25 protein-coding genes are annotated in these 26461 nt (G+C 63.4%); 5 read left to right on the forward strand and 20 right to left on the reverse strand.

The genetic code is table 11. From position 1 onward, the window contains the following. Nucleotides 1-177: 177 nt before the first annotated feature. The 3 genes from ACFW0H_RS17370 (at nt 178) to ACFW0H_RS17380 (ending at nt 4827) form a co-directional block, all read left to right on the forward strand. Nucleotides 178-1866, forward strand: a complete 1689-nt coding sequence (locus ACFW0H_RS17370; RefSeq protein WP_422915246.1) for a sensor histidine kinase — start codon at nt 178-180, stop codon at nt 1864-1866. 2 nt (nt 1867-1868) lie between these two features. Then, nucleotides 1869-3209: a sigma-54-dependent transcriptional regulator gene (locus tag ACFW0H_RS17375; RefSeq protein WP_422915112.1), complete on the forward strand. Its 1341-nt coding sequence runs from the start codon at nt 1869-1871 to the stop codon at nt 3207-3209. Nucleotides 3210-3519: 310 nt separating this feature from the next. Further along, nucleotides 3520-4827 (forward strand): MFS transporter, encoded by a 1308-nt coding sequence (locus ACFW0H_RS17380; protein ID WP_422915113.1) that lies wholly within the window; start codon nt 3520-3522, stop codon nt 4825-4827. A gap of 374 nt (nt 4828-5201) precedes the next feature. On the opposite strand, the gene ACFW0H_RS17385 is transcribed toward ACFW0H_RS17380, so the two are convergent. After that, a complete protein-coding gene (locus ACFW0H_RS17385) occupies nt 5202-6167 on the reverse strand; it encodes a CobW family GTP-binding protein (RefSeq protein ID WP_422915247.1) in 966 nt (321 codons plus the stop codon). A 79-nt stretch (nt 6168-6246) separates the two neighbouring features. On the opposite strand from ACFW0H_RS17385, the gene ACFW0H_RS17390 reads away from it, so the two are divergent. Beyond that, the gene (locus ACFW0H_RS17390) at nt 6247-6594 is read left to right on the forward strand and encodes an NADH:ubiquinone oxidoreductase (RefSeq protein WP_422915114.1); all 348 of its coding nucleotides are present in this window, start codon (nt 6247-6249) and stop codon (nt 6592-6594) included. Nucleotides 6595-6611: 17 nt separating this feature from the next. Here ACFW0H_RS17390 and ACFW0H_RS17395 read toward each other — a convergent pair whose 3' ends face one another. Next, nucleotides 6612-6797, reverse strand: coding sequence for a DUF1826 domain-containing protein (locus ACFW0H_RS17395; protein WP_422915115.1), 186 nt, complete (start codon nt 6795-6797; stop codon nt 6612-6614). Continuing rightward, on the reverse strand, nt 6797-8005 hold the full coding sequence (gene zigA / locus ACFW0H_RS17400; protein ID WP_422915116.1) for a zinc metallochaperone GTPase ZigA: 1209 nt from the start codon (nt 8003-8005) through the stop codon (nt 6797-6799). Before zigA ends, ACFW0H_RS17395 begins: the two co-directional genes overlap by 1 nt. A gap of 92 nt (nt 8006-8097) precedes the next feature. Here zigA and folE2 point away from each other — a divergent pair, with 92 nt between their 5' ends. Beyond that, the gene (gene folE2 / locus ACFW0H_RS17405; protein WP_422915117.1) at nt 8098-8985 is read left to right on the forward strand and encodes a GTP cyclohydrolase FolE2; all 888 of its coding nucleotides are present in this window, start codon (nt 8098-8100) and stop codon (nt 8983-8985) included. On the opposite strand, the gene cfaB is transcribed toward folE2, so the two are convergent. The 17 genes from cfaB to mnmG all read right to left on the reverse strand — a co-directional run bounded on the left by cfaB (nt 8973) and on the right by mnmG (nt 26066). Then, nucleotides 8973-10160: a C17 cyclopropane fatty acid synthase CfaB gene (gene cfaB / locus ACFW0H_RS17410; protein ID WP_422915118.1), complete on the reverse strand. Its 1188-nt coding sequence runs from the start codon at nt 10158-10160 to the stop codon at nt 8973-8975. The genes folE2 and cfaB overlap by 13 nt on opposite strands. A gap of 135 nt (nt 10161-10295) precedes the next feature. Next, the gene (gene glmS / locus ACFW0H_RS17415; protein WP_422915119.1) at nt 10296-12131 is read right to left on the reverse strand and encodes a glutamine--fructose-6-phosphate transaminase (isomerizing); all 1836 of its coding nucleotides are present in this window, start codon (nt 12129-12131) and stop codon (nt 10296-10298) included. Nucleotides 12132-12146: 15 nt separating this feature from the next. After that, complete coding sequence (locus ACFW0H_RS17420) at nt 12147-12917, reverse strand: DeoR/GlpR family DNA-binding transcription regulator (RefSeq protein ID WP_422915120.1); 771 nt, start codon at nt 12915-12917, stop codon at nt 12147-12149. A gap of 141 nt (nt 12918-13058) precedes the next feature. Then, nucleotides 13059-14423: a bifunctional UDP-N-acetylglucosamine diphosphorylase/glucosamine-1-phosphate N-acetyltransferase GlmU gene (gene glmU, locus ACFW0H_RS17425; protein ID WP_422915121.1), complete on the reverse strand. Its 1365-nt coding sequence runs from the start codon at nt 14421-14423 to the stop codon at nt 13059-13061. Nucleotides 14424-14528: 105 nt separating this feature from the next. Beyond that, nucleotides 14529-14954, reverse strand: a complete 426-nt coding sequence (locus ACFW0H_RS17430; RefSeq protein ID WP_422915122.1) for a F0F1 ATP synthase subunit epsilon — start codon at nt 14952-14954, stop codon at nt 14529-14531. 43 nt (nt 14955-14997) lie between these two features. Then, nucleotides 14998-16374: a F0F1 ATP synthase subunit beta gene (gene atpD / locus ACFW0H_RS17435; protein WP_422915123.1), complete on the reverse strand. Its 1377-nt coding sequence runs from the start codon at nt 16372-16374 to the stop codon at nt 14998-15000. A gap of 30 nt (nt 16375-16404) precedes the next feature. Then, complete coding sequence (atpG, locus tag ACFW0H_RS17440) at nt 16405-17265, reverse strand: F0F1 ATP synthase subunit gamma (protein WP_422915124.1); 861 nt, start codon at nt 17263-17265, stop codon at nt 16405-16407. Nucleotides 17266-17317: 52 nt separating this feature from the next. After that, complete coding sequence (atpA, locus tag ACFW0H_RS17445) at nt 17318-18862, reverse strand: F0F1 ATP synthase subunit alpha (protein WP_422915125.1); 1545 nt, start codon at nt 18860-18862, stop codon at nt 17318-17320. Nucleotides 18863-18883: 21 nt separating this feature from the next. Continuing rightward, nucleotides 18884-19420 carry a F0F1 ATP synthase subunit delta gene (locus ACFW0H_RS17450; protein ID WP_422915126.1) on the reverse strand — a complete coding sequence of 179 codons (537 nt, stop codon included), beginning with the start codon at nt 19418-19420 and terminating at the stop codon, nt 18884-18886. 12 nt (nt 19421-19432) lie between these two features. Then, entirely contained in the window at nt 19433-19903 is a 471-nt protein-coding gene (locus ACFW0H_RS17455; RefSeq protein ID WP_422915127.1) for a F0F1 ATP synthase subunit B, read from the reverse strand. Nucleotides 19904-19952: 49 nt separating this feature from the next. Next, the gene (atpE, locus tag ACFW0H_RS17460; protein WP_003457994.1) at nt 19953-20210 is read right to left on the reverse strand and encodes a F0F1 ATP synthase subunit C; all 258 of its coding nucleotides are present in this window, start codon (nt 20208-20210) and stop codon (nt 19953-19955) included. A gap of 191 nt (nt 20211-20401) precedes the next feature. Beyond that, nucleotides 20402-21271 carry a F0F1 ATP synthase subunit A gene (gene atpB, locus ACFW0H_RS17465; RefSeq protein ID WP_422915128.1) on the reverse strand — a complete coding sequence of 290 codons (870 nt, stop codon included), beginning with the start codon at nt 21269-21271 and terminating at the stop codon, nt 20402-20404. Nucleotides 21272-21287: 16 nt separating this feature from the next. Beyond that, nucleotides 21288-21695, reverse strand: coding sequence for a F0F1 ATP synthase subunit I (locus ACFW0H_RS17470; RefSeq protein WP_422915129.1), 408 nt, complete (start codon nt 21693-21695; stop codon nt 21288-21290). Between the two features lie 146 nt (nt 21696-21841). Next, a complete protein-coding gene (locus ACFW0H_RS17475; protein WP_422915130.1) occupies nt 21842-22714 on the reverse strand; it encodes a ParB/RepB/Spo0J family partition protein in 873 nt (290 codons plus the stop codon). 9 nt (nt 22715-22723) lie between these two features. Continuing rightward, nucleotides 22724-23512 carry a ParA family protein gene (locus tag ACFW0H_RS17480; RefSeq protein WP_422915131.1) on the reverse strand — a complete coding sequence of 263 codons (789 nt, stop codon included), beginning with the start codon at nt 23510-23512 and terminating at the stop codon, nt 22724-22726. Between the two features lie 14 nt (nt 23513-23526). Further along, nucleotides 23527-24174, reverse strand: coding sequence for a 16S rRNA (guanine(527)-N(7))-methyltransferase RsmG (rsmG, locus tag ACFW0H_RS17485; protein WP_422915132.1), 648 nt, complete (start codon nt 24172-24174; stop codon nt 23527-23529). Continuing rightward, nucleotides 24174-26066: a tRNA uridine-5-carboxymethylaminomethyl(34) synthesis enzyme MnmG gene (mnmG, locus tag ACFW0H_RS17490; protein ID WP_422915133.1), complete on the reverse strand. Its 1893-nt coding sequence runs from the start codon at nt 26064-26066 to the stop codon at nt 24174-24176. Before mnmG ends, rsmG begins: the two co-directional genes overlap by 1 nt. Nucleotides 26067-26461 lie beyond the last annotated feature (395 nt).

Genomic DNA, 26461 nt, shown 5'->3' on the forward strand with positions numbered 1-26461 from the left:
CGAACATGCCTCGAAATGACTGCGCGCAGTGTATCCGCAGCCATGCCCGGTGAGCAGTGGGCGGAACCGGCCGTGCTATCGTCAGCGCCTCGCCTCCACGGACTTCCGACCTTGATTCCCCGCTCCCTGCGCATCACCCTGCTGATCCTGCTGCTGCTCGCCGGCCTGTTCCTGGCGATGCACCTGGCCGGACGCCAGGCCGAGCGGGAGGCCCTGCGCGATGAGGGCGAACAGGCGCGCGAGCAGCTGGCCCTCTATGGCGGCAGCCTGCGTACCCTGATCGATCGCTTTCGCGCCTTGCCCGCGGTGCTGGCGCTGGACCCGGAAGTTCGGGCGATCCTCCAGGGGCCTGTGGATAACGCCGAACAGATGCAGCTCAACCACAAGCTGGAGCGGATGAATCGCGCGGCTGGCTCCACCACCCTGGAACTGCTGGACCGTGAGGGCCTGGCCGTGGCCGCCAGCAACTGGCGCTCGCCCACCAGCTATGTCGGTCACAACTATGGTTTCCGCCCCTACTTCAACGAAACCCGCAGCCACGGGAGTGGCCGCTTCTACGCGGTGGGCGTGATCAGTGGCATTCCCGGCTACTTCCTGGCCAGCGCGGTGCGCGGCGAAGGCGACGAGTTCATCGGCGCCATGGTGGTGAAGCTGGAGTTCCCCGAACTGGAGCAGGAATGGAGCCAGCGACCGGACATCATCCTGGTCAGCGATGCCCGTGGCGTGGTGTTCATCGCCAACCATCCGGGCTGGCGCTACCGCGAACTGCATGCCATCCCCGCCGAAGGCCGCGTCGAGATGGCCGCCACCCGCCAGTACGACAAGCAACCCCTGGCGCCACTTATCCACAACACCCTGCTCGACTTCGGCGAAGGCAGCCGGCTGGCCCGGGTCGAGGGACCCGCCGGCAGCGGCGACTATCTCTGGGAAAGCCTGCCACTGCCCAGTGAAGGCTGGACCCTGCACCTGCTGCACACCCCGCAGGACGCCGCGAGCAGCGCCCGCGCCGCCAGCCTGGCCGCCGGTGGAGCCTGGCTGGCGCTGTTCTTCCTCGCCCTGTTCCTGCACCAGCGCTGGCGCCTCGCGCGCATCCGCCAGCGCAGCCGGGAAGAACTGGAGCGCCTGGTGGAACAGCGCACCGCCGCCTTGCGCACCGCCCAGGACGGACTGATCCAGGCCGCCAAGCTGGCCGCCCTGGGGCAGATGTCCGCGGCCCTCGCCCATGAAATCAACCAGCCCCTGACCGCCCTGCAGATGCACCTGGCGAGCCTGCGCCTGATGCTCGACAGCGGCCAGCTGGAACAGGCGCGCAAGGCCCTGGCGCGGCATGACGAGCTGCTGCAGCGCATGGCGGCCCTCACCGGCCACCTCAAGACCTACGCACGCAAAACGCCTGGCGGCCTGCGCGAATGCCTGGAACTGGGCAGCGTTGTGGATAAGTCACTGCAGCTGCTCGCGCCCAACCTGCGTGACGCGAAGGTGGAGATCAGCCAGGAACTCAGCGTGCCGGCCTGGGTATCGGGGGACGCCATTCGCCTGGAACAGGTTCTGGTCAACCTGCTGCGCAATGCCCTGGACGCGGTCGCCGGCAAACCGCGCCCGCAACTGTGGATAACCTTGCGACGGGAAGACGCTCACTGGCTGCTCCAGGTGGCCGACAACGGCGGCGGCATAGCCGAAGAGGATTTGCCGCGGGTCTTCGACCCCTTCTTCACCACCAAGCCGGCAGGTGCCGGCCTGGGAATCGGACTGGCGGTGTCCTACGCCATCGTCCATGAACTGGGCGGCACCCTGAGCGCCGCCAACCAGGGCGATGGCGCGCTGTTCAGCCTGCGCCTGCCTGTGGATAAAGCCAGAGAGGAATAGCCATGACTGCCCAGGTGATCTTCGTCGACGACGAGGCGGCCATTCGCGATGCGGTACGCGAGTGGCTGGAGCTATCCGGCTTCGAGGTACGGGTGGAAGCCAGTGCCGAAGACTGCCTGAAGCGTCTCGATGCCGATTTCCCGGGGGTGGTCATCAGCGACCTGCGCATGCCCGGCATGGACGGCATGGGCTTGCTCCAGGCGGTGCAGGCACTGGACCGCGAGTTGCCTTTCCTGATGGTCACCGGCCACGGCGACGTGCCCCAGGCGGTGGAGGCCATGCGCCTGGGCGCTTACGACTTCATTGAGAAGCCCTTCACCGCCGAACGCCTGCTGGAGAGCCTGCGCCGGGCCCTGGAAAAACGCCGCCTGGTACAGGAGAACCGCCGCCTGCGGGTCCAGGCGGACCTCAAGGACCAGCTCGATGGCCGCCTGCTCGGCGTGTCCCGCCCCCTGGCACAGCTGCGCCGGCAGGTCCTCGAACTGGCCGGCACGCCGGTGAATGTCCTGCTGCGCGGCGAGACCGGCGCCGGCAAGGAGATGGTCGCCCGCTGCCTGCACGACTTCGGCCCCCGCGCCGGCAAACCCTTCGTGGCCCTGAATTGCGCCGCCATCCCGGAAAACCTTTTCGAAAGCGAGCTGTTCGGCCACGAAAGTGGCGCCTTCACCGGCGCCCAGGGCAAGCGCATCGGCAAGATCGAACACGCCCACGGCGGCACCCTGTTCCTCGACGAAATCGAGAGCATGCCCCTGGCGCAACAGGTGAAGCTGCTGCGGGTGCTGCAGGAGCAACGCCTGGAGCGCCTGGGCTCGAACCAGAGCATTGCCGTGGATATCCGCGTGGTGGCCGCCACCAAGCCGGACCTGCGCGAGGAGGTCCGCGCCGGGCGTTTCCGCGAGGACCTGCTCTACCGCCTCAACGTGGCCGAGCTGCAACTGCCGCCGCTGCGCGAACGGCGCGAGGACATTCCCCTGCTCTTCGAACACTTCGCCCGCCAGGCCAGCGAGCGCCTGGACCGGCCGCAACCCACCCTGACGCCGGCGGAGCTGGCGCAGCTCCTGGCCCACGGCTGGCCGGGCAATGTCCGCGAGCTGGCCAATGCCGCCGAACGCCATGTACTGGGGTTATCCACAAGCGCGGCAGAGCGCGTCGAGGGTGAACCGTCCCTGGCCGAACTGATGGAGACCTACGAGGCGCAATGCCTGCGCCAGGCCCTGGCGCGCTGCCAGGGGGACATCAAGGCGGTGATGGACCTGCTGCACCTGCCGCGCCGCACCCTCAACGAGAAGATGGTCCGCCACGGCCTGGCGCGCAGTGCGTTCCTGCCGGGCGAGGACGACTGAACATTTTCCTGTAGGGGCGAATTCATTCGCCAAGGGCAGCGTAGCTGCCCCCTGAGAGTCCGGAGGGCGAACCTGCGGTCCGCTTGGCGATTGAAATCGCCCCTACAAGTAGAATTCCGCCATCGGCGGAATCTTGCTCATCGTCTTTCCGGCATCGGCAGGATTCCGCGCATGATCCTCGCCAGTTAACGTCGCAACCCCTCTATTCCGGGCCTTTCCTCCGCTGGCACAGCTCCTGCTATGTGCCTGATGCCCAAGCGCAGCCCCCAGAGCCGCGCCCACAACAACAACTAAGCGTCGAGGAAAGATGATGGATAGCTCCAGCACCCTGACTGCCTCTGCAGCACCCCGCACGACATCGCAACGCATCAAGTCGATCTTCAGTGGTTCAGTCGGCAACCTGGTCGAATGGTATGACTGGTACGTCTACGCCGCCTTCTCGCTGTACTTCGCCAAGGCCTTCTTCCCCCAGGGCGACATGACCGCCCAACTGCTCAACACCGCCGCGATCTTCGCCGTCGGCTTCCTGATGCGCCCCATCGGCGGCTGGTTGATGGGCATCTATGCTGACCGCAAGGGTCGCAAGGCGGCACTGCTGGCCTCGGTCCTGCTGATGTGCTTCGGCTCTCTGATCATTGCCCTGACCCCCAGCTACGAGACCATCGGCGTCGCTGCGCCGGTACTGCTGGTGGTAGCGCGCCTGCTGCAAGGCCTTTCGGTGGGGGGTGAATACGGCACCTCAGCCACCTACCTGTCGGAGATGGCGACCAAGGAACAGCGCGGGTTCTTCTCCAGCTTCCAGTACGTGACCCTGATCTCCGGCCAGCTCATCGCCCTGGCGGTACTGATCGTCCTGCAGCAGACCCTGACCACCGAACAGCTGGAAAGCTGGGGCTGGCGCGTACCCTTCGTGATCGGCGCCCTGTGTGCGGTAGTGGCCATGTTCCTGCGCCGCGGCATGGAAGAGACCGATTCCTTCACCAAGAAGAAGGACAAGCCCAAGGAAAGCCTGCTGCGCACCCTGATGCGCCATCCGAAGGAAGTGTTCACCGTGGTCGGCCTGACCATGGGTGGCACCCTGGCCTTCTACACCTACACCACCTACATGCAGAAGTACCTGGTGAACACCGTCGGCATGAGCAAGGGCGACTCGACCATGATCTCGGCGGCCACGCTGTTCCTCTTCATGCTGCTGCAGCCCATCGTCGGCGCGCTGTCCGACAAGATCGGCCGGCGCCCGATCCTGATCGCCTTCGGCGTGATGGGCACCCTGTTCACCTACCCGATCCTCAGCACCCTGCACAGCATCCAGACCTGGTGGGGCGCATTCTTCCTGATCATGGCGGCGCTGATCATCGTCAGCGGCTACACCTCGATCAACGCCGTGGTGAAAGCCGAGCTGTTCCCCACCGAAATCCGCGCCCTGGGCGTGGGCCTGCCCTATGCACTGACCGTGTCCATCTTCGGCGGCACCGCCGAGTACGTGGCCCTGTGGTTCAAGAGCATCGGCATGGAAAGCGGCTTCTACTGGTACGTCACCGCCTGCATCGCCTGCTCGCTGCTGGTGTACGTGTTCATGAAGGACACCCGCACCCATTCGCGGATGAACCAGGAATGACCGGGTGCTAGCCCTGGATCGATACCAGACGGGCCCTTCGGGGCCCGTTTTCGTTGGTGGGCCCGTTGCAGCCCTGCACAGGACGCCGTCGTGGTGGGGGCGAAACTCCTGCACTTGTTCCACCCTAGGGTCGATGTCGCTTTTTACATCCACCAACAGGGCTCGGCCGACCCCCGAAAGGTGGACCGGTGAAGCGTGGTCCACCCTACGGCCTGCCGCATGACCCCCACGTAGGATGGGTGGAGCGGAGCGATACCCATGCGGACGGAACTGATGGACATCACGAGCTCGCGGAACAGGCCCGATCCATCCAGCGAACTGCACGGCCCTTCGCGAATGAATTCGCTCCTACAAGAGAAGCGGCGTCCCCGCCCCTAACCCAGCCTGCACGCCGCCATCCCCGCCTTCAGCACCGCCTCGTCCTGAGGCCCGGCGAAGATCAGTTCCAGACGCGAATCCTTGCGCCATTCGCTGGCCTGCCAATGGATCGGCGCGCCGTCCAGGGCATTGCCCGAGAGCCAGCCGGCGTTGGTCCGCAACACCAGCTTGGCGCGGCGCCAGGGCAGGCCGGCGAGCCACGACTGCACGCGCATCAACTCGAACTGCTGACTCGGATGCCAACGCCAACCGATGCTCCAGCCATCGTTACCGGCCTGGATCTGGCAGATCGGTTCGGCCGGATTCCTCCACAGAACCGGAGGCTTATCCACACCTGTTGGTAACTGCTCGATACCAACAGCTTTTCCAGAATGTGAATGAATGCCTGGAAGCTGCTCGATATCGAGCCTGCCCTGAGTCGTCCACAGCAGGTTTGAGGCAGGCAATTTCGCGGAAAGTTGTTCACATGTGGACAAATCGAGGTTTTCGGACTTGTTTAGTAGCACAAGGCCAGCACCAGAAAGTGCCTCCCGCTGGCTGTCTGGCAGTAGCTGGCCCGTAGCCAGCGCCGCCGCGTCCAGCACCACGACGCTCGGCTGTAGCGCCAGTACGCCTTCCCAGGGGGGTTCGCGTAGCTGTCGCAGAATCTCGACCGGGTGTCCGAGTCCGGAAGGTTCGATCAGTAGCCGATCCGGCCTCGCCTTGCGCAGTAGCCGCGCCAGGCCCACCTGGAAGGGCGCGCCGTTGACGCAACAGACGCAACCGCCCGCCACCTCGGCGAGGGCGATACCGTTGTCGCTGCTGGTCAGCAGTGCGGCGTCCAGGCCGATCTGGCCGAATTCGTTGATCAGTACAGCCCAGCGTTCATGGGCAGGCCGTTGCGCCAGCAGCTGGCGGATCAGGCTGGTCTTGCCGGCGCCCAGGGGCCCGGCGATGAGATGGGTCGGGATATGAGTAAGCATCTGGCTATGGTGCTGCTTCACACACGCCTTAGAAAGCGCCGTGCTAGAGTCGCTGCCTTCATTGCCTGGAAAACCTCCCATGCGTGCCTGGCTGTTGCCCCTGCTGCTGTCCCTGTCCGTCGAAGCCCATGCCCAGGCCTGTGTCGTGCACAGCCGGGGCGAGGGGCTGGACGTGAAGCTCTGCCAGGAAAACCGTAGCATCCCGCCGCAACTGTTCCGTGACGGTTTCTGCAAGCCGGAGATGAAGGGTCAGGAAGTGGACGTGACCTATGTGGATAACTGCCCCGCTGGCGCCTTCGGCGTGTGCCGCGACGCCAGGGTCAGCAACCAGCCCTATCGCCAGGATATCCACTACTACGGCGTCGCCAGTGATGCGCGCTACCTGAAGCCCTTCTGCGAAACACAGAGCCAGGGCAAGTGGGAGTAGCGACATTCTGCACCCGATCAATTCGAAGTAGACAGTAGCCTGCGCTCCCCCGGCACCCATTGCGGCGGCCTGTGGATAATTCCGCGGCTTTCATTGCCCAGCCACGACTCGCCCTTGAACAGCGTCACATGGCTGGCGCCCCAGCTGCGGGTTATCCACAACCGCCGTCGGTTCGGCGGTGGCTTCAATCGAAATACCTGCATCAGGCGCCTTCCTCGTCATGCCAGGGGTCGAAGGGATCCGCCAGTCGTGTCCAGGCCTCCGGTCCGAGCGCCATCTCCACGTCATCGAGCAGGCAGGCATCCAATTCGGCTCGCAGCCGGGTGAAATCGATGCCCTGGCCGATGAACACCAGCTCCTGGCGGCAGTCACCGACCTCGGCGGTCCACTGCTGCAGGATGGTCCGCTGCCCCTCCTCGTCCTGGGGCCAGCCTTCCTGCGGCACGAACCGCCACCAGCGCCCCGCCAGGCCATGACGCATCAGGCCGCCGGCCTGGGACCAACTACCCGCCTCACGGTAGCGGCTGGCCAGCCAGAAGAACCCCTTGGAGCGCAGCAGGCGGCCGTTGCACCACTCACGGCTGAGGAAGCTGAAGAAGCGCTGCGGATGGAACGGCCGCCGCGCGCGGTAGACGGTGGAGGCAATGCCGTATTCCTCGGTCTCCGGTACCTGCTCGCCACGTAGCACCTTGAGCCAGCCTGGCGCCCGGGCGGCACGGTCGAAGTCGAAGCGGCCGGTATTGAGGAGCCGCTTCAAGTCCACCTGGCCCATGACCATGGGCAGAATCTCGGCCTCGGGATTGAGGCGACGCAGCATCGCGCTCAGTTCGTCGCGCTCGGCACTGGAGATCAGGTCGACCTTGCTCACCAGCAGCAGGTCAGCGAACTCCACCTGCTCGATCAGCAAGTCGCTGATCGAACGCATATCGTCCTGACCCAGGCTCTCGCCATGGCTGGCCAGGCTTTCGGCGGCCTGGTAGTCGCGCAGGAAGTTGACCCCATCCACCACCGTTACGAGGGTATCGAGGCGCGCCAGGTCGGACAGGCTCTGACCCTGCTCGTCGCGGAAGGTGAAAGTCTCGGCCACCGGCAGCGGCTCCGAGATGCCGGTGGACTCGATCAGCAGGTAGTCGAAGCGACCTTCGCGAGCCAACCGGCCGACCTCTTCCAGTAGATCTTCGCGCAGGGTGCAGCAGATGCAGCCATTGCTCATCTCCACCAGGCGCTCCTCCGCGCGATTCAGGCTGACGTCGCGCTGCACCTCGCCGGCATCGATATTGATCTCACTCATGTCGTTGACTATCACGGCAACGCGCAGTTGATCGCGATTCTTCAGCAGGTGGTTAAGCAGCGTGCTCTTGCCGGCGCCGAGGAAGCCGGAGAGCAGGGTGACGGGTAGGCGATGGTCCATGAAGGGGGTCCTCTCAGGCAGGGAGATGGTCTCGATCGACGCTTAATTTGTTATAACATAACACTCACAGTCAATTTAAAGAGCACCTGCCGATGAACACCAAGCCCCTTCCGGACATCGCTGCACAGTCAGCCCCCCACGCCATGCCCCTGGACTGGGTCGGCATGTGTGGTATCGCCCTGCCCCTACGATTGGACGGCCAGACCCTCACGGCCCGTACCGATGCCGGCGTCAGCCTGGATGACGCCAGTGCCCGGGGCATCCATATGTCGCGGCTCTACCTGGCACTGGAGGAACTGGAGAAAGAAGAACTATCTGCCGACGTGCTACGCCGGGTGCTGGAGCGCTTCCTCGACAGCCACCAGGGTCTCTCCAGCAGCGCCAGCCTCAGGCTGTACGGTGAGGCCTCGCTGAAGCGCCCCGCGCTGGTCAGCTCGCTGGCCGGTTGGAAGGCCTACCCGTTCGAGGTCCACGCACGCCAGGATGCATGGGGGTTCCACGTGGAACTTCAATTGGAAGTGGCCTACTCCTCCACCTGCCCCTGCTCCGCCGCGCTGGCTCGACAGCTGGTCCAGCAACGCTTCGCCAAGGATTTTGCCGATCGGCCCCTGGAGCTTCCGCAGGCGCTGGACTGGCTTGGCAGCCACGGGAGCGCGGCCACGCCCCACAGCCAGCGCAGCGTGGCGCGACTATGGGTACGCCTGGGCCAGCCCGGGGCAATCCCACTGCGCCGGTTGGCTGACCTGGCGGAGCAGGTGCTGGGCACCGCCTTGCAGACCGCCGTGAAGCGCGCAGACGAGCAGGCCTTCGCCCTCGCCAATGGCCAGAACCTGATGTTCTGCGAGGATGCGGCAAGGCGTCTGGGCACCGCCTTGCGCGGGCAGGATTGGTTGGAGGGCTTCAGGCTGAGGGTCGTGCACGCGGAAAGCCTCCACGCGCACGACGCCGTTGCCGAACACCGCTGGAACTACCCCGGGTAGATATCCGCCCGACTCCACGGCAATTCATGGGAGCCGTCTGCGTGGGGCTTGGTGGCGAGGATCTGGTGCAAGTTGATCCAACCCTTCTGGAAAGCATGGGAGCAGCCGGCCAGATAGAGCCGCCAGATACGCAGGGCCTGCTCAGGCACCAGCTTGGCCGCCTTGGCCAGGTTGGCTTCAAGGTTGGCGCTCCAGAACTCCAGTGTGCGCGCGTAGTGCAGCCGCAGGCTCTCCACGTCGACGACTTCCAAACCGGTCAGGCTGAGTTCGGTGACCATGGTCGACAAGTGCGGCAGCTCGCCATGGGGGAAGACGTAGCGGTCGATGAAATCACCGGCGCCGCGCCCCACCGGACGACCGTCCGGGTGTCGGGCGGTGATGCCGTGGTTCATCACCAGCCCGCCTTCACGCACGGCGCCGAACAGTCTCCGGCAATAGACCGGTAGGTTGGCATGGCCGACGTGTTCGAACATGCCGACACTGACCACCTTGTCGAACCGGCCATCCTGGGGCAGGTCGCGATAATCCAGCAGCTCAAGTTCCACCTGGCCCTCCAGGCCCTCGGCCTTGACCCGCTCACGCGCCAGGGCGAGCTGTTCGCGGCTCAGGGTGATGCCGAACACCCTGGCGCCGTATTCGCGCGCGGCAAAGCGCGCCAGGCCGCCCCAGCCGCACCCCACGTCCAGCAGGTACTCGCCGGCCTTCAACCGCAGCTTGCGGCACAGGTGATGCAGCTTGGCCTGCTGCGCACTGTCCAGGTCCTCGGTGCCGGTTGGGTAGTAGGCACAGGAATAGACCATCTCGCGGTCGAGCCAGAGGGCGTAGAAGTCGTTGGAAAGATCGTAGTGATAGGAAATGGCGGCGGCGTCCGTGGCCTTGTCATGGGCCTGGCGCTCGGGAGGTAGTTGACCCTCATTGCCCGATAGCGCCTCGCTCAGGGCATCGCCGACCCGGATCACCTCCAGTATCGGCCCGGCCAGTTCCAGGCGCCCTTCCACGTAGGCCGTTCCCAGCGTATCGAGGCTGGGGCGGTTCAGCAGGGAAACCAGGCTGGGGTCCTTCACCGTCATGGTCACGGTCGGATTGGGTCCGAGGTCGATCTCCTTGCCGTCCCACAGCTGCAGGCGTAATGGTAGTTTCAGATCGCGCAGGACCGGCGGAAGTTGCGCAAGCATGGGAACTCCTCCTTCACCAAGGACACTGCAAAGGTAGACCACCCTGGACAGTTGTCAGGCTATCGAATGGATAGTCGCCCTTTATGCGAATGAAAAAAAGCCCGGCAGAGCCGGGCTTTTTCATGCGGCACCTGATTATTCGACCGTCACAGACTTCGCCAGGTTGCGTGGCTGGTCGACATCAGTGCCCTTGAGCACGGCAACGTAGTAGGACAGCAGCTGCAGCGGGATGGTGTAGAGGATGGGCGCCAGGGCATCGTTGATGTGCGGCATGGCCACCATGTGGGTGCCCTCGCCGTTCTCGATGCCGGCCTCGCCGTCGGCGAAGACGATCAGCTGGCCACCACGGGCGCGTACTTCCTGCAGGTTGGACTTGAGCTTCTCCACCAGCTCGTTGTTCGGCGCCACGGTGACCACCGGCATGTCGGCGTCCACCAGGGCCAGCGGGCCGTGCTTGAGCTCGCCGGCCGGGTAGGCTTCGGCGTGGATGTAGGAGATTTCCTTGAGCTTAAGCGAACCTTCCATCGCCACCGGATACTGGGCGCCACGGCCAAGGAACAGGGTGTGGTGCTTCTCGGCGAACAGCTCGGCGACCTTCTCCACGGTCTTGTCCATGGCCAGGGCTTCGCCCAGGCGGGTTGGCAGGCGACGCAGTTCGTCCACCAGGCCAGCCTCGACACCGGCTTCCAGGGTGCCGCGTACCTGACCCAGGGACAGGGTCAGCAGCATCAGCGCCACCAGCTGGGTGGTGAAGGCCTTGGTGGAGGCAACGCCGATTTCCGGGCCGGCCTGGGTCAGCAGGGTGAGGTCGGACTCGCGCACCAGGGAGCTGGTGCCCACGTTGCAGATCGCCAGGCTGGTCAGGTAGCCCAGCTCCTTGGCGTTGCGCAGGGCGGCCAGGGTGTCGGCGGTCTCGCCGGACTGCGAGATGGTGACGAACAAGGTGTCCGGCTGCACCACCACCTTGCGGTAGCGGAACTCGCTGGCCACCTCGATCTGGCAGGGAATGCCGGCCAGGCTCTCGAGCCAGTAACGAGCGACCATGCCAGCGTGGTAGCTGGTGCCACAGGCGACGATCTGCACATTGCGCACCTTGGCGAAGAGTTCGGCGGCACGCGGGCCGAAGGCGTTGACCAGCACGTGGTCGTTGCCCAGGCGGCCTTCCAGGGTGCGTTGCACCACCTTGGGTTGCTCGTGGATCTCCTTCAGCATGAAGTGGCGGTACTCGCCCTTGTCGGCGGCTTCGGCGCCTTCGTGGTACTGCACCTGCTCGCGCTGCACGGAGCGACCCTGCTGATCCCAGATCTGCACACTATCGCGGCGGATTTCGGCGATGTCGCCTTCTTCCAGGTAGATGAAGCGGTCGGTGACCTGGCGCAGGGCCAACTGGTCGGAGGCGAGGAAGTTCTCGCCCAGGCCGAGGCCGATCACCAGGGGGCTGCCGCTGCGGGCGGCGAGCAGGCGGTCGGGCTGGCTGGCGCTGATCACGGCCAGGCCATAGGCGCCATGCAATTCAGCGACGGCAGCCTTGAGCGCCGTGCCCAGGTCGCCGGCGGACGCCAGCTTGTGATGCAGCAGGTGGACGATGACTTCGGTGTCGGTATCCGAGGTGAAGACGTAGCCAAGGCCCTTGAGCTGCTCGCGCAGGGCTTCGTGGTTCTCGATGATGCCGTTGTGCACCACGGCCAGCTGGTCACTGGAGAAATGCGGGTGAGCATTGCGCTCGCAGGGGGCGCCGTGGGTGGCCCAGCGGGTGTGGGCGATGCCCAGGCGGCCGCCCAGGGGCTCACCGGCCAGGGCCTGTTCCAGTTCGGAGACCTTGCCGGCGCGGCGACGGCGTTCCAGCTTGCCTTCGCTGCTGAAGACCGCCACGCCGGCGCTGTCATAGCCACGGTATTCGAGGCGCTTCAGGCCCTCGACCAGGATTGCGGTGATATTGCGCTCGGCGATGGCGCCAACGATTCCACACATGGGAGTTCTCCTATCTCAATCGATACTCGCGCAGATCAGCTTGACCCCACGCGCAGCCAACTGTTCGCGCGCTTCCGGGGCAAGGCGCTCATCGGTAATCAGGGTATGGATGCTGCTCCAGGGCAGCTCCAGGTTGGGAATTCGCCGGCCGACCTTATCGGACTCGGCCAGGACTATCACTTCGCGGGCGACTTCGGCCATGACCCGCGAGAGACCCAGCAGTTCATTGAAGGTGGTGGTGCCACGCTGCAGGTCGATGCCGTCGGCACCAATGAACAACTGGTCGAAATCGTAGGAACGCAGGACCTGTTCGGCCACCTGGCCCTGGAAGGACTCCGAGTGCGGGTCCCAGGTGCCGCCCGTCATCAACAGCACGGGCTCGTGCTCCAGCTCGCGCAGGGCATTGGCGACACTGAGGGAGTTGGTCATCACCACCAGGCCGGGCTTGTGGCCAAGTTCCGGGATCATTGCCGCCGTGGTGCTGCCGCTGTCGATGATGATGCGCGCATGTTCGCGGATACAGCCGACAGCCGCTCTGGCGATGGCCAGCTTGTAGGAAGACACCGGCTGGGTGCCTTCGCCGATCAGCTCCTGGGGCATGGGCACGGCACCGCCATAGCGGCGCAGCAGCAGGCCATTCTTCTCGAGGGCGGTGAGGTCCTTGCGGATGGTCACTTCGGAGGTGGCGAATGCCTTGGCCAGCTCGTCGACGCTCACCTCGCCCTGCTGGTCGAGCAGGGCGAGGATGGCATGACGGCGCTGGGGGGTGTTGCGTTTCGTCATCAACGAAAGTTTCGGTTCGAAAGATAATGGCGCGAATCAAAACCTAACGAAGCCTCTGCGTCAACCCCGAAAACGACAAAAGGCGGCCTGGGCCGCCTTTTGTTCCGGACCATGGGTTATCCACAGCCCGGGTTTTCCACAGCCTTACTTCTTGATCTTCACCGGCCGTTTCCAGCCCTCGATGTTGCGCTGCTTGCCACGACCGACGGCCAGGCTGTGGGCCGGCACGTCCTGGGTGATGGTGGAGCCGGCACCGGTGGTGCAGCCGTCGCCCAGGGTGACCGGTGCCACCAGGGCACTGTTGGAGCCGATGAAGACGTCCTCGCCCATGACGGTGCGGAACTTGTTGGCGCCATCGTAGTTGCAGGTGATGGTGCCAGCGCCGATGTTGGTGCGCGCTCCGACCTCGGCATCGCCCAGGTAGGCCAGGTGACCGGCCTTGGCGCCCTCGCCCAGCACGGCGTTCTTCAGTTCGACGAAGTTACCCACATGGGCCTTGGCGCCCAGAACAGCGCCGGGACGCAGACGCGCGAAGGGACCGCAATCGGCGCCTTCGCCCAGTTCGGCGCCTTCCAGGTGGCTGTTGGCCTTGACGATGGCGCCGCGGCGCAGGGTGCTGTCCTTGATCACGCAGTTCGGGCCAACCTGTACGCCGTCTTCCATCACGACCTTGCCTTCGAGGATCACGTTCACGTCGATCAACACGTCGCGACCGACAGTGACTTCGCCACGCAGGTCGAAGCGCGCCGGGTCCAGCAAGGTCACGCCCTGGGCCATCAGGCGGCGTGCCGCACGCTTCTGGTAGTGGCGCTCCAGTTCGGCCAGCTGGATGCGGTCGTTGGCGCCCTGCACTTCCATGGCGTCCTCGGGCTGCTCGGTGGCCACCACCAGGCCATCGGCCACCGCCATGGCGATGACGTCGGTGAGGTAGTACTCACCCTGGGCGTTGTTGTTGGAGAGACGACCCAGCCAGTCGGCCAGGCGCTTGCCGGGCACAGCGAGGATGCCGGTATTGCCTTCGCAGATGGCACGCTGCTCGGGGGTAGCGTCCTTGTGTTCGACGATGGCCTTCACCACGCCGGCGGCATCGCGAACGATCCGGCCGTAGCCGGTGGGATCGATCAGGTCCACGGTAAGCAGGGCCAGTTGGTCGTCCTTCACCTTCTCCAGCAGGCGCTGCAGGGTTTCCACCTCGATCAGCGGCACGTCACCATAAAGGATCAGCACGCGCTCGGCGGACAGCCGCGGCAGGGCCTGGGCAACGGCATGGCCGGTACCCAGCTGTTCGGCCTGGAGGACGAAGTTCAGGTCGTCCGCAGCCAGCCGCTCGCGCACGGCATCGGCGCCATGGCCGATGACCACGTGTATGCCCTGGGGCTGGAGCTTGCGAGCGGTGTCGATGGCATGGCCGAGCATGGACTTGCCGGCCACCGGGTGCAGAACCTTGGGCAGGGCCGAACGCATGCGCGTGCCCTGGCCGGCGGCGAGGATGACGATATCGAGAGACATGGAGGGAATCACCGAATCAGGCTGGTAAGCGAAAACCGGAATGCCGGAAAAGAAAAAGGGTAGCCAAGGCTACCCTTTAACTTGTCTGCAATGAAGCCTTTGGCGTTAGCCGCCGAACTTCTTGCGGATCTGCTGGACGGTGCGCAGCTGGGCTGCGGCTTCGGCCAGGCGAGCGGAGGCGGCGGAGTAATCGAACTCCGCGCCCTTCTCGTTCAGGGCCTTCTCAGCAGCCTTGAGGGACTCCTGAGCAGAAGCTTCGTCCAGGTCTGCAGCGCGCAGCACGGTGTCGGCCAGGACCTTCACCATGTTCGGCTGGACCTCGAGGAAACCACCGGAGATGTAGTACACCTCCTCCTCACCACCCTGCTTGACCAGGCGGATGGGGCCCGGCTTGAGGTCGGTGATCAGCGGGGCGTGGCCCGGCGCGATACCCAGATCGCCCAGGTGGCCGTGCGCAATCACCATCTCCACCAGACCGGAGAAGATCTCCGCTTCGGCGCTGACGATATCGCAATGGACAGTAATAGCCATACGCTTGCCTCACGTAAGCGCCCGTTGCCGGGCGCTCAGGGGGTTACAGTTTCTTCGCTTTCTCGATGGCTTCTTCGATGCCGCCGACCATGTAGAACGCCTGCTCGGGCAGGTGGTCGTAGTCGCCGTTGAGGATGCCTTTGAAGCCAGCGATGGTGTCCTTCAGCGCAACGTACTTGCCCGGGGAACCGGTGAATACTTCGGCCACGAAGAACGGCTGGGACAGGAAGCGCTGGATCTTACGAGCACGGTTAACGAGCTGCTTGTCCGCTTCGGACAGTTCGTCCATACCCAGGATCGCGATGATGTCCTTCAGCTCCTTGTAGCGCTGCAGAACGTACTGGACGCCACGAGCGGTCTCGTAGTGGTCCTGGCCGATCACCAGCGGGTCCAGCTGACGGGAGGTGGAGTCCAGCGGGTCCACGGCCGGGTAGATACCCAGCGAGGCGATGTCACGGGACAGTACGACGGTCGCGTCCAGGTGGGCGAAGGTGGTCGCCGGGGACGGGTCGGTCAGGTCGTCCGCGGGAACGTATACGGCCTGGATGGAGGTAATGGAACCGGTCTTGGTGGAGGTGATGCGCTCTTGCAGAACGCCCATTTCCTCGGCCAGGGTCGGCTGGTAACCCACAGCGGACGGCATACGACCCAGCAGCGCGGACACTTCGGTACCGGCCAGGGTGTAACGGTAGATGTTGTCGACGAACAGCAGAACGTCGCGGCCTTCGTCACGGAACTTCTCGGCCATGGTCAGGCCGGTCAGTGCAACGCGCAGACGGTTGCCCGGCGGCTCGTTCATCTGGCCGTATACCAGGGCTACCTTGTCGAGAACGTTGGAGTCCTTCATCTCGTGGTAGAAGTCGTTACCCTCACGAGTACGCTCACCCACGCCGGCGAACACGGAGTAACCGCTGTGCTCGATCGCGATGTTACGGATCAGCTCCATCATGTTCACGGTCTTGCCTACACCGGCGCCACCGAACAGGCCGACCTTACCGCCTTTGGCGAAGGGGCAGACCAGGTCGATTACCTTGATGCCGGTTTCCAGCAGCTCGTTGCCACCCGCCTGCTCGGCATAGGACGGAGCGTCGCGGTGGATAACCCAGCGCTCTTCTTCGCCGATGGGGCCGGCTTCGTCGATGGGGTTTCCCAGCACGTCCATGATGCGGCCCAGGGTCGCTTTACCGACCGGGACGGCGATGGCTGCGCCAGTGTTGGATACGTCCAGGCCACGCTTGAGGCCTTCGGTCGAACCCATTGCGATGGAACGAACCACGCCGTCGCCCAGCTGCTGCTGGACTTCCAGGGTGGTTTCGACGCCGCTGACTTTCAGCGCGTCGTAAACGTTCGGCACCTGATCACGCGGGAATTCCACGTCGATAACGGCGCCGATGATTTGAACGATACGTCCGCTACTCATATCTGGTTCCTCTAAATATATGAACCGGTCTTAAACCGCGGCAGCGCCGCCGACGATTTCCGAAATCTCTTGAGTGATCGCTGCCTGACGCGCCTTGTTGTAGATCAGCTGGAGGCTGCTGATCAGATCACCGGCGTTGTCGGTGGCGTTCTTCATCGCGATCATCCGTGCCGCCTGCTCGCAGGCGTTGTTCTCAACCACGGCCTGATACACCTGGGATTCCACGTAGCGCACCAGCAGACCCTCGAGGATCTCCTTGGCGTCGGGTTCGTAGAGGTAGTCCCAGTGATGCTTCAACTCTTGATCCGGGTCGGCCACCAGCGGAACCAGTTGGTCCACGGTCGGCTTCTGCGTCATGGTGTTGACGAACTTGTTGGAGACCACGAACAGACGATCGATACGGCCATCCAGGTATGCATCGAGCATGACCTTGACGCTGCCGATCAGGTCGTTGATCGAGGGTTCCTCGCCGAGGTGGCTGATGGCTGCAACGACGTTACCGCCGTAGTTGCGGAAGAAGCCCGCACCCTTGCCACCAATCACGCAGAGGTCGATCTCCACGCCATCCTGGCGGTAACCCGCCATCTCTTTGACCAGGGTCTTGAACAGGTTGATGTTCAAGCCGCCGCACAGACCACGGTCGGTACTCACCACCACGTAACCGACGCGCTTGACTTCGCGGTCGATCATGAAGGGATGGCGGTATTCCGGGTTCGCGTTGGCCAAATGACCGATCACCTGGCGGATGCGCTCCGCGTAGGGGCGGCTGGCAGCCATGCGCAGTTGAGCCCTGCGCATCTTGCTGACCGCCACCTTTTCCATGGCGCTGGTGATCTTTTGCGTGCTTTTGATGCTCGCAATCTTGCTGCGAATCTCTTTTGCGCCTGCCATGTAACACCTATCGGGTTAGCAGGCGGGGGGTCTTGCGACCCCCCGCTGCGGCTTACCAGGTTTGGGTGGCCTTGAACTTCTCGATACCAGCCTTGATGCCGGCGTCGATTTCGTCGTTGAAGTCACCCTTCTCGTTGATCTTCGCCATCAGGGCGGCGTGATCACGATTGAAGTAAGCAATCAGGGCCTGCTCGAAGGCGCCGATCTTGGCCAGCTCGATGTCCTGCAGGAAGCCACGCTCGGCGGCATACAGGCTCAGCGACATATCGGCGATGGACATGGGCGCATACTGCTTCTGCTTCATCAGCTCGGTAACGCGCTGACCGTGTTCCAGCTGCTTGCGGGTAGCCTCGTCCAGGTCGGAAGCGAACTGCGCGAACGCAGCCAGTTCACGGTACTGGGCCAGGGCGGTACGAATACCACCGGACAGCTTCTTGATGATCTTGGTCTGGGCCGCGCCACCAACACGGGATACCGAGATACCGGCGTTGACCGCCGGACGGATACCGGAGTTGAACAGGGAGGATTCCAGGAAGATCTGACCGTCGGTGATGGAGATCACGTTGGTCGGAACGAACGCGGAAACGTCACCAGCCTGGGTTTCGATGATCGGCAGGGCGGTCAGGGAACCGGTCTTGCCTTTCACGGCGCCGTTGGTGAACTTCTCGACGTACTCTTCGGAAACGCGGGAAGCGCGCTCCAGCAGACGGCTGTGGAGATAGAACACGTCGCCCGGGTAGGCTTCGCGGCCCGGCGGGCGGCGCAGCAGCAGGGAGATCTGGCGGTAGGCTACGGCTTGCTTGGACAGGTCATCATAGATGATCAGGGCGTCTTCGCCGCGGTCGCGGAAGTATTCGCCCATGGTGCAGCCCGCGTACGGAGCGATGTACTGCAGCGCAGGGGACTCGGAAGCACTGGCGGCCACGATGATGGTGTTGGCCAGGGCGCCGTTTTCTTCCAGCTTGCGAACCACGTTGGCGATGGTCGATTGCTTCTGACCGATGGCCACGTAGACGCAGCGGATGCCGCTGTCTTTCTGGTTGATGATGGCGTCGACAGCCAGGGCGGTCTTGCCGATCTGACGGTCGCCGATGATCAGCTCGCGCTGGCCACGGCCGATCGGGATCATGGCGTCAACGGCCTTGTAACCGGTCTGTACCGGCTGGTCTACCGACTTACGCCAGATCACGCCAGGCGCTACTTTTTCCACCGCGTCGGTGGCAGCAGCGTTGATCGGACCTTTACCGTCGATCGGGTTGCCCAGGGCGTCAACGACGCGGCCCAGCAGTTCCGGACCAACCGGGACTTCCAGGATGCGGCCGGTGCACTTGGCGCTCATGCCTTCGGCGAGGCCAACGTACTTGCCCAGGATCACGGCACCAACGGAGTCTTGCTCCAGGTTCAGCGCCATACCGTAGACGCCGCCCGGGAACTCGATCATTTCACCGTACATCACGTCGGCCAGACCGTAGATGCGCACGATGCCGTCGGAAACGGAGACGATGGTGCCTTCGTTGCGGGCTTGGGAAGAGACGTCGAGTTTCTCGATACGTCCCTTGATGATTTCACTAATTTCGGAAGGATTGAGTTGCTGCATTGCTCTGCTGCCCCTTCAAACTCAAGATTTCAACGCTTCGGCCAGTTTCGCGATCTTGCCGCGAACCGAGCCATCGATAACCAGGTCGCCGGCGCGGATTACGACACCGCCAATGAGGCTGGAGTCTTCCACGGCGTGCAGACGCACTTCCCGGCTGAGCCGTGCGCTGAGAACCTTGGCGAGTTTGTCTTGCTGTTCATCGCTCAATGCGAAGGCACTGGTGACTTCCACGTCCACCGATTTTTCCTGTTCGGCCTTGTACAGCTCGAACTGTTCGGCAATTTCCGGCAGCAGCACGAGGCGGCCGTTCTCGGAAAGGACGTGGACGAAATTCCGTGCCTGGGCGTCGAGCTTGTCGCCAACCACTTCAATGAAGGAGTTGGCTTTCTCTGCGCTCGTCAGACGCGGGGCTTTCAGCACGCTCTGCATGGCGTCGTCCTGCGACACCTCAGCGGCCAGGCCTAGCATGGCCGACCAGGCGGCCAGCTGCTGATGGGCCTGGGCGTACTCGAAAGCAGCCTTGGCGTAAGGTCGGGCCAGCGTGGTCAGTTCTGCCATGATCGCCCTCGCTTAAATTTCGGCTGCCAGTTTGTTAACCAGCTCCGCGTGCGCGTTTTGATCGATAGTGGCACCCAGGATCTTCTCGGCACCATTGACGGCCAGGCTACCCAGCTGGGCGCGCAGCGCGTCTTTGACGCTGTTCAGTTCCTGTTCGATCTCGGCCTGAGCCTGCGCCTTCAGGCGCTCGCCTTCCGCACGTGCCTGATCGCGAGCTTCGTCGACGATCTGGTTAGCGCGCTTCTTGGCTTGCTCGATGATTTCAGCTGCCTGAGCCTTGGCTTCGCGCAGTTGCTGGCCCACTTTCTCATGGGCCAGCTCCAGGTCACGAGCCGCACGGTTGGCAGCGTCCAGACCATCAGCAATCTTCTTCTGACGTTCACGCAGAGCAGTGATGACCGGTGGCCACACGAACTTCATGCAGAACAGTACGAAGATGAAGAAAGCAACGGACTGGCCGATCAGGGTTGCATTAATGTTCACGCCAACACCTCGCTCGTTCGTTGTCAGTCCAATCCTCGGGAATCGAGGATTACTGGGCTACCTGAGCAATGAACGGGTTAGCGAAGGTGAAGAACAGGGCGATACCAACGCCGATCATGGTTACGGCGTCGAGCAGACCGGCCACGATGAACATCTTGACTTGCAGCATCGGAACCATTTCCGGCTGACGAGCAGCGCCTTCCAGGAACTTGCCACCCAGCAGACCGAAGCCGATGGCGGTACCCAGGGCACCCAGACCAATCAGCAGAGCTACGGCGATCGCGGTAAGACCTACTACAGTTTCCATTTTTCCTCCCGACTTTATGTCGTGTTGGTTTAGGTTTAAGTGAAGCGGTAAAGCGAAATCGTTTTGTTCCCACTGCCCTTGCGGGCGTTCCCGCGCTTGACGCGAGACCATCAATCACTCGATGCGCACCCTCTTCCGCCCTTCGGGCACCTTCGCCCTAGGGAGAAGGTCATCGGGTGCGCTGCGCGTTATTAATGGTTGTCCTCATGCGCCATCGACAGGTAGACGATGGTCAGCATCATGAAGATGAAGGCCTGCAGGGTGATGATCAGGATGTGGAACACAGCCCACGCCCACTGCAGTGCGATACCCAGGCCACTCAGCAGCAGGATGCCGGCGCCGAACATCACGGCGATCAGGATGAACACCAGCTCGCCGGCGTACATGTTGCCGAACAGACGCAGGGCCAGGGAGATCGGCTTGGCCACCAGGGTGACGAATTCGAGCAGGAAGTTCACCGGGATCAGGATGATCTGAACCAGCATGTTCTTGCTGCTGAAGGGGTGCAGGGTCAGTTCGCCGAGGAAGCCGCCGATGCCCTTGACCTTGATGCTGTAGAAGATGATCAGGCCGAACACCGAGAAGGCCATGCCGAGGGTGGCATTCGGGTCGGTGGTCGGAACGGCGCGGAAGGCCAGGTGCTCGTTACCGGTGATCGTGGCGGCCAGCAGCGGGATCCAGTCCACCGGCACCAGGTCGATGGCGTTCATCAGGAAGATCCAGACGAAGATCGTCAGCGCCAGGGGGGCGATCAGCGGGTTGCGACCGTGGAAGGTGTCTTTGACGTTGCTGTCGACGAAGTCGACCATGACTTCGACGAGGTTCTGCAGGCCGCCGGGAATGCCGGAAGTGGCCTTCTTGGCCGCCGCGCGGAACAGCAGGACGAACAGCAGGCCCAGGCCGATGGACCAGCCCAGGGTGTCCAGATGGAAGGCCCAGAAGCCCATTTCCTTGGCTTGCTCGGCGCTGTGGGCAAAACCCCACTCGCCGGTGGGCAGACGACCGAAGGTCAGGTTCTGCAGGTGGTGCTGGATATAGCCCGAAGCGGTTTGCTCTGCCATGTTTGCCTCAAACGCCCTAAGGTTTCGAAAATCTTGTTCTCATCAGCAGGGGCGCGAACCAGTTGACCGACTGGGTCAGCAGGAAGACGCCGAATACCGCCGGCGCATCCAGGGGTTTCACACCTGCGAACGTCAGTGCGAACAGCACCGCCGTCAGAATCAGCTTGCCCATCTCGCCCGCATAGAAAGAGCGGACTATCGCCTGGGCTGCACGGGCTCCGCTGTAACGGAACGCCTTGCGGGCGAAATACAGGTTCGGCAACCAGGCGATCAGGCCACCGCACAAGCCGGAGTATCCAGCCACCGCGCCACGCCACTGCCACAGAACGATCGCGGCGAGCAGCAGGACGACCAGTTGAGCCAGCAGAACCGGGAAGACCGGCATTCGATGGAAAGGCAGGCGGTTTGGCGTGCGGGTATCCATCGCAGCTGTTCCTCTGGGTCGGCCGCTGGAATCAACGACTTGGCATAGTTTGTGCCGACAAAATTGCGTGCGGAGTATAGGGGGGGAGCCCCCCCTGTTCAACTGCCCGGTAGTGAAATCCGACCGCTGCTACAGCGCCCGTTGTTTCAGCGAATGTGGGCCAGGACGCCCTGTAGTTCGTCGAGGGAGTTGTAGCGGATCACCAGCTGACCTTTGCCTTTCTGGCCATGCTTGATCTGCACCGGAGCGCCTAGGCGCTCGGCCAGACGCTGTTCGAGGCGGCTGATATCCGGGTCGGATTTGGCTGACTGGACAGGTTTTTCCTTGGCATTCAGCCAGTGCCGGACCAGTGCCTCGGTTTGGCGCACGGTGAGGCCGCGTGCGACAACATGTCGCGCCCCTTCCACCTGCCGCTCCAGGGGCAGGCCGAGCAGGGCACGGGCGTGGCCCATCTCCAGATCGCCATGGGACAGCAGGGTCTTGATCTCTTCCGGCAGAGCGATGAGGCGCAGCAGGTTGGTGATGGTGACCCGCGACTTGCCAACGGCTTCGGCCACCTGCTGCTGAGTGAGCTGGAATTCCTGCTGCAGGCGCTGCAGGGCGATGGCTTCCTCGATGGGGTTGAGGTCCTCGCGCTGGATGTTCTCGATCAGCGCCATGGCGATGGCGGCTTCGTCGGGAACCTCGCGAACCATGGCCGGGATCTTGTCCAGACCGGCCTGCTGGCTGGCACGCCAGCGACGCTCGCCGGCAATGATCTCGTAGCGGCCGGTGCCGATCGGGCGCACCACGATCGGCTGCATCACGCCCTGGGCCTTGATCGACTGAGCCAGCTCCTCGAGGGCGGTGGGGTCCATGTCCCGGCGGGGCTGGTACTTGCCGCGCTGGATCAGCTCCAGGGGAAGGTGTTGAAGCTCGCGGGTGTCGACCTTGACGGCTTCTTCTTCAAGGGTGGCAACGGTACTGCCGCCCAGCAGGGCGTCCAAGCCACGGCCCAGACCTCGTTTCTTCGCGGCCATGAGGATTCCTTATGCGGTAGCGGTTTTGGCTTTGGCGCGCTGGCGACGGACCAGTTCGCCGGCCAGCGCCAGGTAGGCGACGGCGCCACGGGATTGCTTGTCGTAGACCAGGGCAGGCATGCCGTAGCTAGGCGCTTCGGCCAGGCGCACGTTACGCGGGATCACGGAATCGTAGAGCTTGTCACCGAAGTGCGCCTTCAGCTGCGCAGACACTTCATTGGTCAGGCTGATGCGCGGGTCGTACATGGTCCGCAGCAGGCCTTCGATCTTCAGGTTGGGGTTCAGCAACTGGCCGATACGCTGGATGCTGTTGACCAGGTCCGACAGACCTTCGAGCGCGTAGTACTCGCACTGCATGGGGATGATCACGCCGTCGGACGCGGACAGGGCGTTGATCGTCAGCATGGACAGCGACGGCGGGCAGTCGATGAGGATGTAGTCGTAGTTCTCGCGAACGGGCGCCAAGGCCTCGCGCAGGCGATGCTCCTTGTTCGGCACGTTGAGCAGGGCCACTTCCGCCGCGGTGAGGTCGCGGTTGGCCGGCAGCAGCTGGTAGCCGCCGTGCTCGGAGAACTGCATGGCGGTCGCCAGGTCGCATTCGCCGGTCAGGACGTCATAGATGGAATGTTCCAGCGCGAGCTTGTCGACGCCGCTCCCCATGGTGGCATTGCCCTGAGGGTCGAGATCGATCAGCAGCACGCGCCGCTTGGTGGCGACCAGAGAGGCCGCCAGGTTGACACAGGTGGTGGTCTTGCCGACCCCGCCTTTCTGATTGGCGATTGCGAATACCTTGGCCATGGCTGCCTTCCCCCTCATAGCGTGCGGCGCAGTATCAGCAGATGGCGCTGACCTTGGCAACCGGGAACCTCCAGCTGATGCGCGGACTCGACGCGGAAGTCGTCCGGCAGTGCCTGCAACTCGTCATCCGGGTGCAGGCCCTTCATCGCCAGCCAGCGTGTCTCGCCATCGCCGAGGTGGCGAGTCCAGTTGCTGAAGTCCTCCAGCGAACTGAAGGCGCGGGAGACGATGCCGCTGAACGGGCGCTCCGGCGCGAAGGCTTCGACCCGGCTGTGGACAACTTCGAGATTGGCGAGTTTCAGCTCCAGCTTCACCTGGGTGAGGAAGCGAGTCTTCTTGCCATTGGAATCGAGCAGGGTGAAACGCCGCTCGGGGAACAGGATGGCCAGCGGGATGCCGGGCATACCGCCACCGCTGCCGACGTCCAGCCAGTTATCCCCAAGCGCCGCCACATGAGCGACGACGCTGAGGCTGTCGAGCAGATGGCGCGAGACCATTTCGTCGGGGTCGCGTACGGCGGTCAGGTTGTAGGCCTTGTTCCACTTGATCAGCAGGGCCAGGTAGGCGAGCAGTCGTTGCTGCTGTTCGGGTGTGAGCTCGACAGCGAGTTGTTGCGCGCCACGGGACAGTTCGTCGGCGTGGCGTTGGGTAACCAGGGACATCAGGCGCGTTTCTCCAGGGATTGGCCAGCGCCACGTTTCTTCAGGTGGATCAGCAGCAGGGAAATTGCGGCCGGTGTCACGCCAGGGATGCGCGAGGCCTGGCCGAGGGTTTCCGGACGGGCGTTGCCGAGCTTGTGCTGGATCTCCTTGGACAGCCCGGAAATGCCGGCGTAGTCCAGGTCCGCGGGAAGGCGGATGTCCTCGCTGGCACGCAGTCGGGCGATCTCGTCCTGTTGGCGATCGATGTAGCCGGCGTACTTGGTCTTGATTTCCACCTGTTCGGCCACTTGCGGGTCATCAGCGCCGCCACCGGTCACTTCGACCAGGCCGGCGTAATCGATCTCCGGGCGGCTCAACAGGTTGAGCAGGTTGTACTCATGGGCCAGCGGGGTCCCGAAGCGTTGGGCGATGGCGTCGCCTTCCGGCGTGCCCGGGCGAACCCAGGTGCCCTTCAGGCGTTGTTCCTCGCGGGCGATGCCCTCGCGCTTGGCCTCGAAAGCCGCCCAGCGCTTGTCGTCCACCAGGCCGAGTTCGCGGCCCTTCTCGGTGAGGCGCAGGTCGGCGTTGTCCTCACGCAGGATCAGCCGGTACTCGGCGCGCGAGGTGAACATGCGGTAGGGCTCCTGGGTACCCAGGGTGATCAGGTCATCCACCAGGACACCGATGTAGGCTTCGTCGCGGCGCGGGCACCAGGCTTCCTTGCCCTGGGCGCGCAGCGCGGCGTTGGCGCCGGCCAGCAGGCCCTGGGCACCGGCCTCTTCGTAACCGGTGGTGCCATTGATCTGGCCGGCGAAGAACAGGCCGGCGATGACCTTGGTCTCCAGGCTGTACTTGAGGTCGCGCGGATCGAAGTAGTCGTATTCGATGGCATAGCCGGGACGCACGATGTGGGCATTCTCCATGCCCCGGATGGAACGGACGATATCCAGCTGCACATCGAACGGCAGCGAGGTGGAGATGCCGTTGGGGTACAGCTCATGGGTGGTCAGGCCTTCCGGCTCGAGGAACACCTGGTGGCTTTCCTTATCGGCGAAGCGGTGGATCTTGTCTTCGATCGAGGGGCAGTAGCGCGGGCCGATGCCTTCGATCACGCCCGAGTACATGGGTGAGCGATCGAGGTTGCTGGCGATGATCTCGTGCGTACGCGCGTTGGTATGGGTGATCCAGCAGCTCACCTGGCGCGGGTGCTGTTCCTTGGAACCGAGGAACGACATCACCGGGATCGGGGTGTCGCCGGGCTGCTCGGTCATCACCGAGAAATCCACGGAGCGACCGTCGATACGTGGCGGGGTACCGGTTTTCAGACGACCGACGCGCAGGGGCAGTTCGCGCAGGCGCTTGGCCAGGGCAATGGACGGCGGGTCGCCGGCGCGGCCGCCGGAGTAGTTCTGCAATCCGATGTGGATAAGTCCGCCGAGGAAGGTGCCGGTAGTGAGCACCACCGACTCGGCATGGAAGCGCAGACCCATCTGGGTCACCACACCCTTGACCTGGTCGTTTTCCACAATCAGGTCATCACAGGCTTGCTGGAATATCCACAGGTTCGGCTGGTTCTCGAGGATTTCGCGAATCGCTGCCTTGTAGAGAACACGGTCGGCCTGGGCACGGGTGGCGCGCACGGCCGGCCCTTTGCGGCTATTGAGGACACGGAACTGGATGCCGCCGAGGTCGGTGGCGGTGGCCATGGCTCCACCCAGGGCATCGATTTCCTTGACCAGGTGGCTCTTGCCGATACCGCCGATGGCCGGGTTGCAGCTCATCTGGCCAAGGGTTTCGACATTATGGGTCAGCAGCAGGGTCTTCACGCCCATGCGTGCGGCTGCCAGGGCAGCCTCAGTGCCGGCATGGCCGCCGCCGATCACGATCACGTCAAAACGGGAAGGGAAGTCCACCACGCACCTCGTGCCTGTTCAGGTCTGGGAAATAGAGAAAGCCGCACAGTATAGGGGATTTTCTCTGCGTTCATGAAGTCATCTGGCCAAAAAATAGCCAACCTCCAATCCGGTGCTTTTCCGTGGAGTTATCCAGCTGGGGAAAAGTCCCTGTGGGTAAAAGAAAATTAAAAGAGAAGAATTTTTAAAAAAGCCTGTTTTTATGTTTATACATTGGGGAAGCACTCTTCTGTGGATAACATCATTTTGGCCTTCTATTCCGCACCTTTCAGGAAATGATAAGACTGTGATGTTCCTGCCTGTAGCCACTGTGTAAGCCGTCAGAAAGCTGTGCACGCCGAGGCCGGTTATGCACAGCAGATTTATCCCTGGGCTTTTCACCAGGCTTATGGACG

The sequence above is a fragment of the Metapseudomonas cellulosilytica genome, from assembly GCF_049334135.1.
Taxonomy (GTDB): domain Bacteria; phylum Pseudomonadota; class Gammaproteobacteria; order Pseudomonadales; family Pseudomonadaceae; genus Metapseudomonas.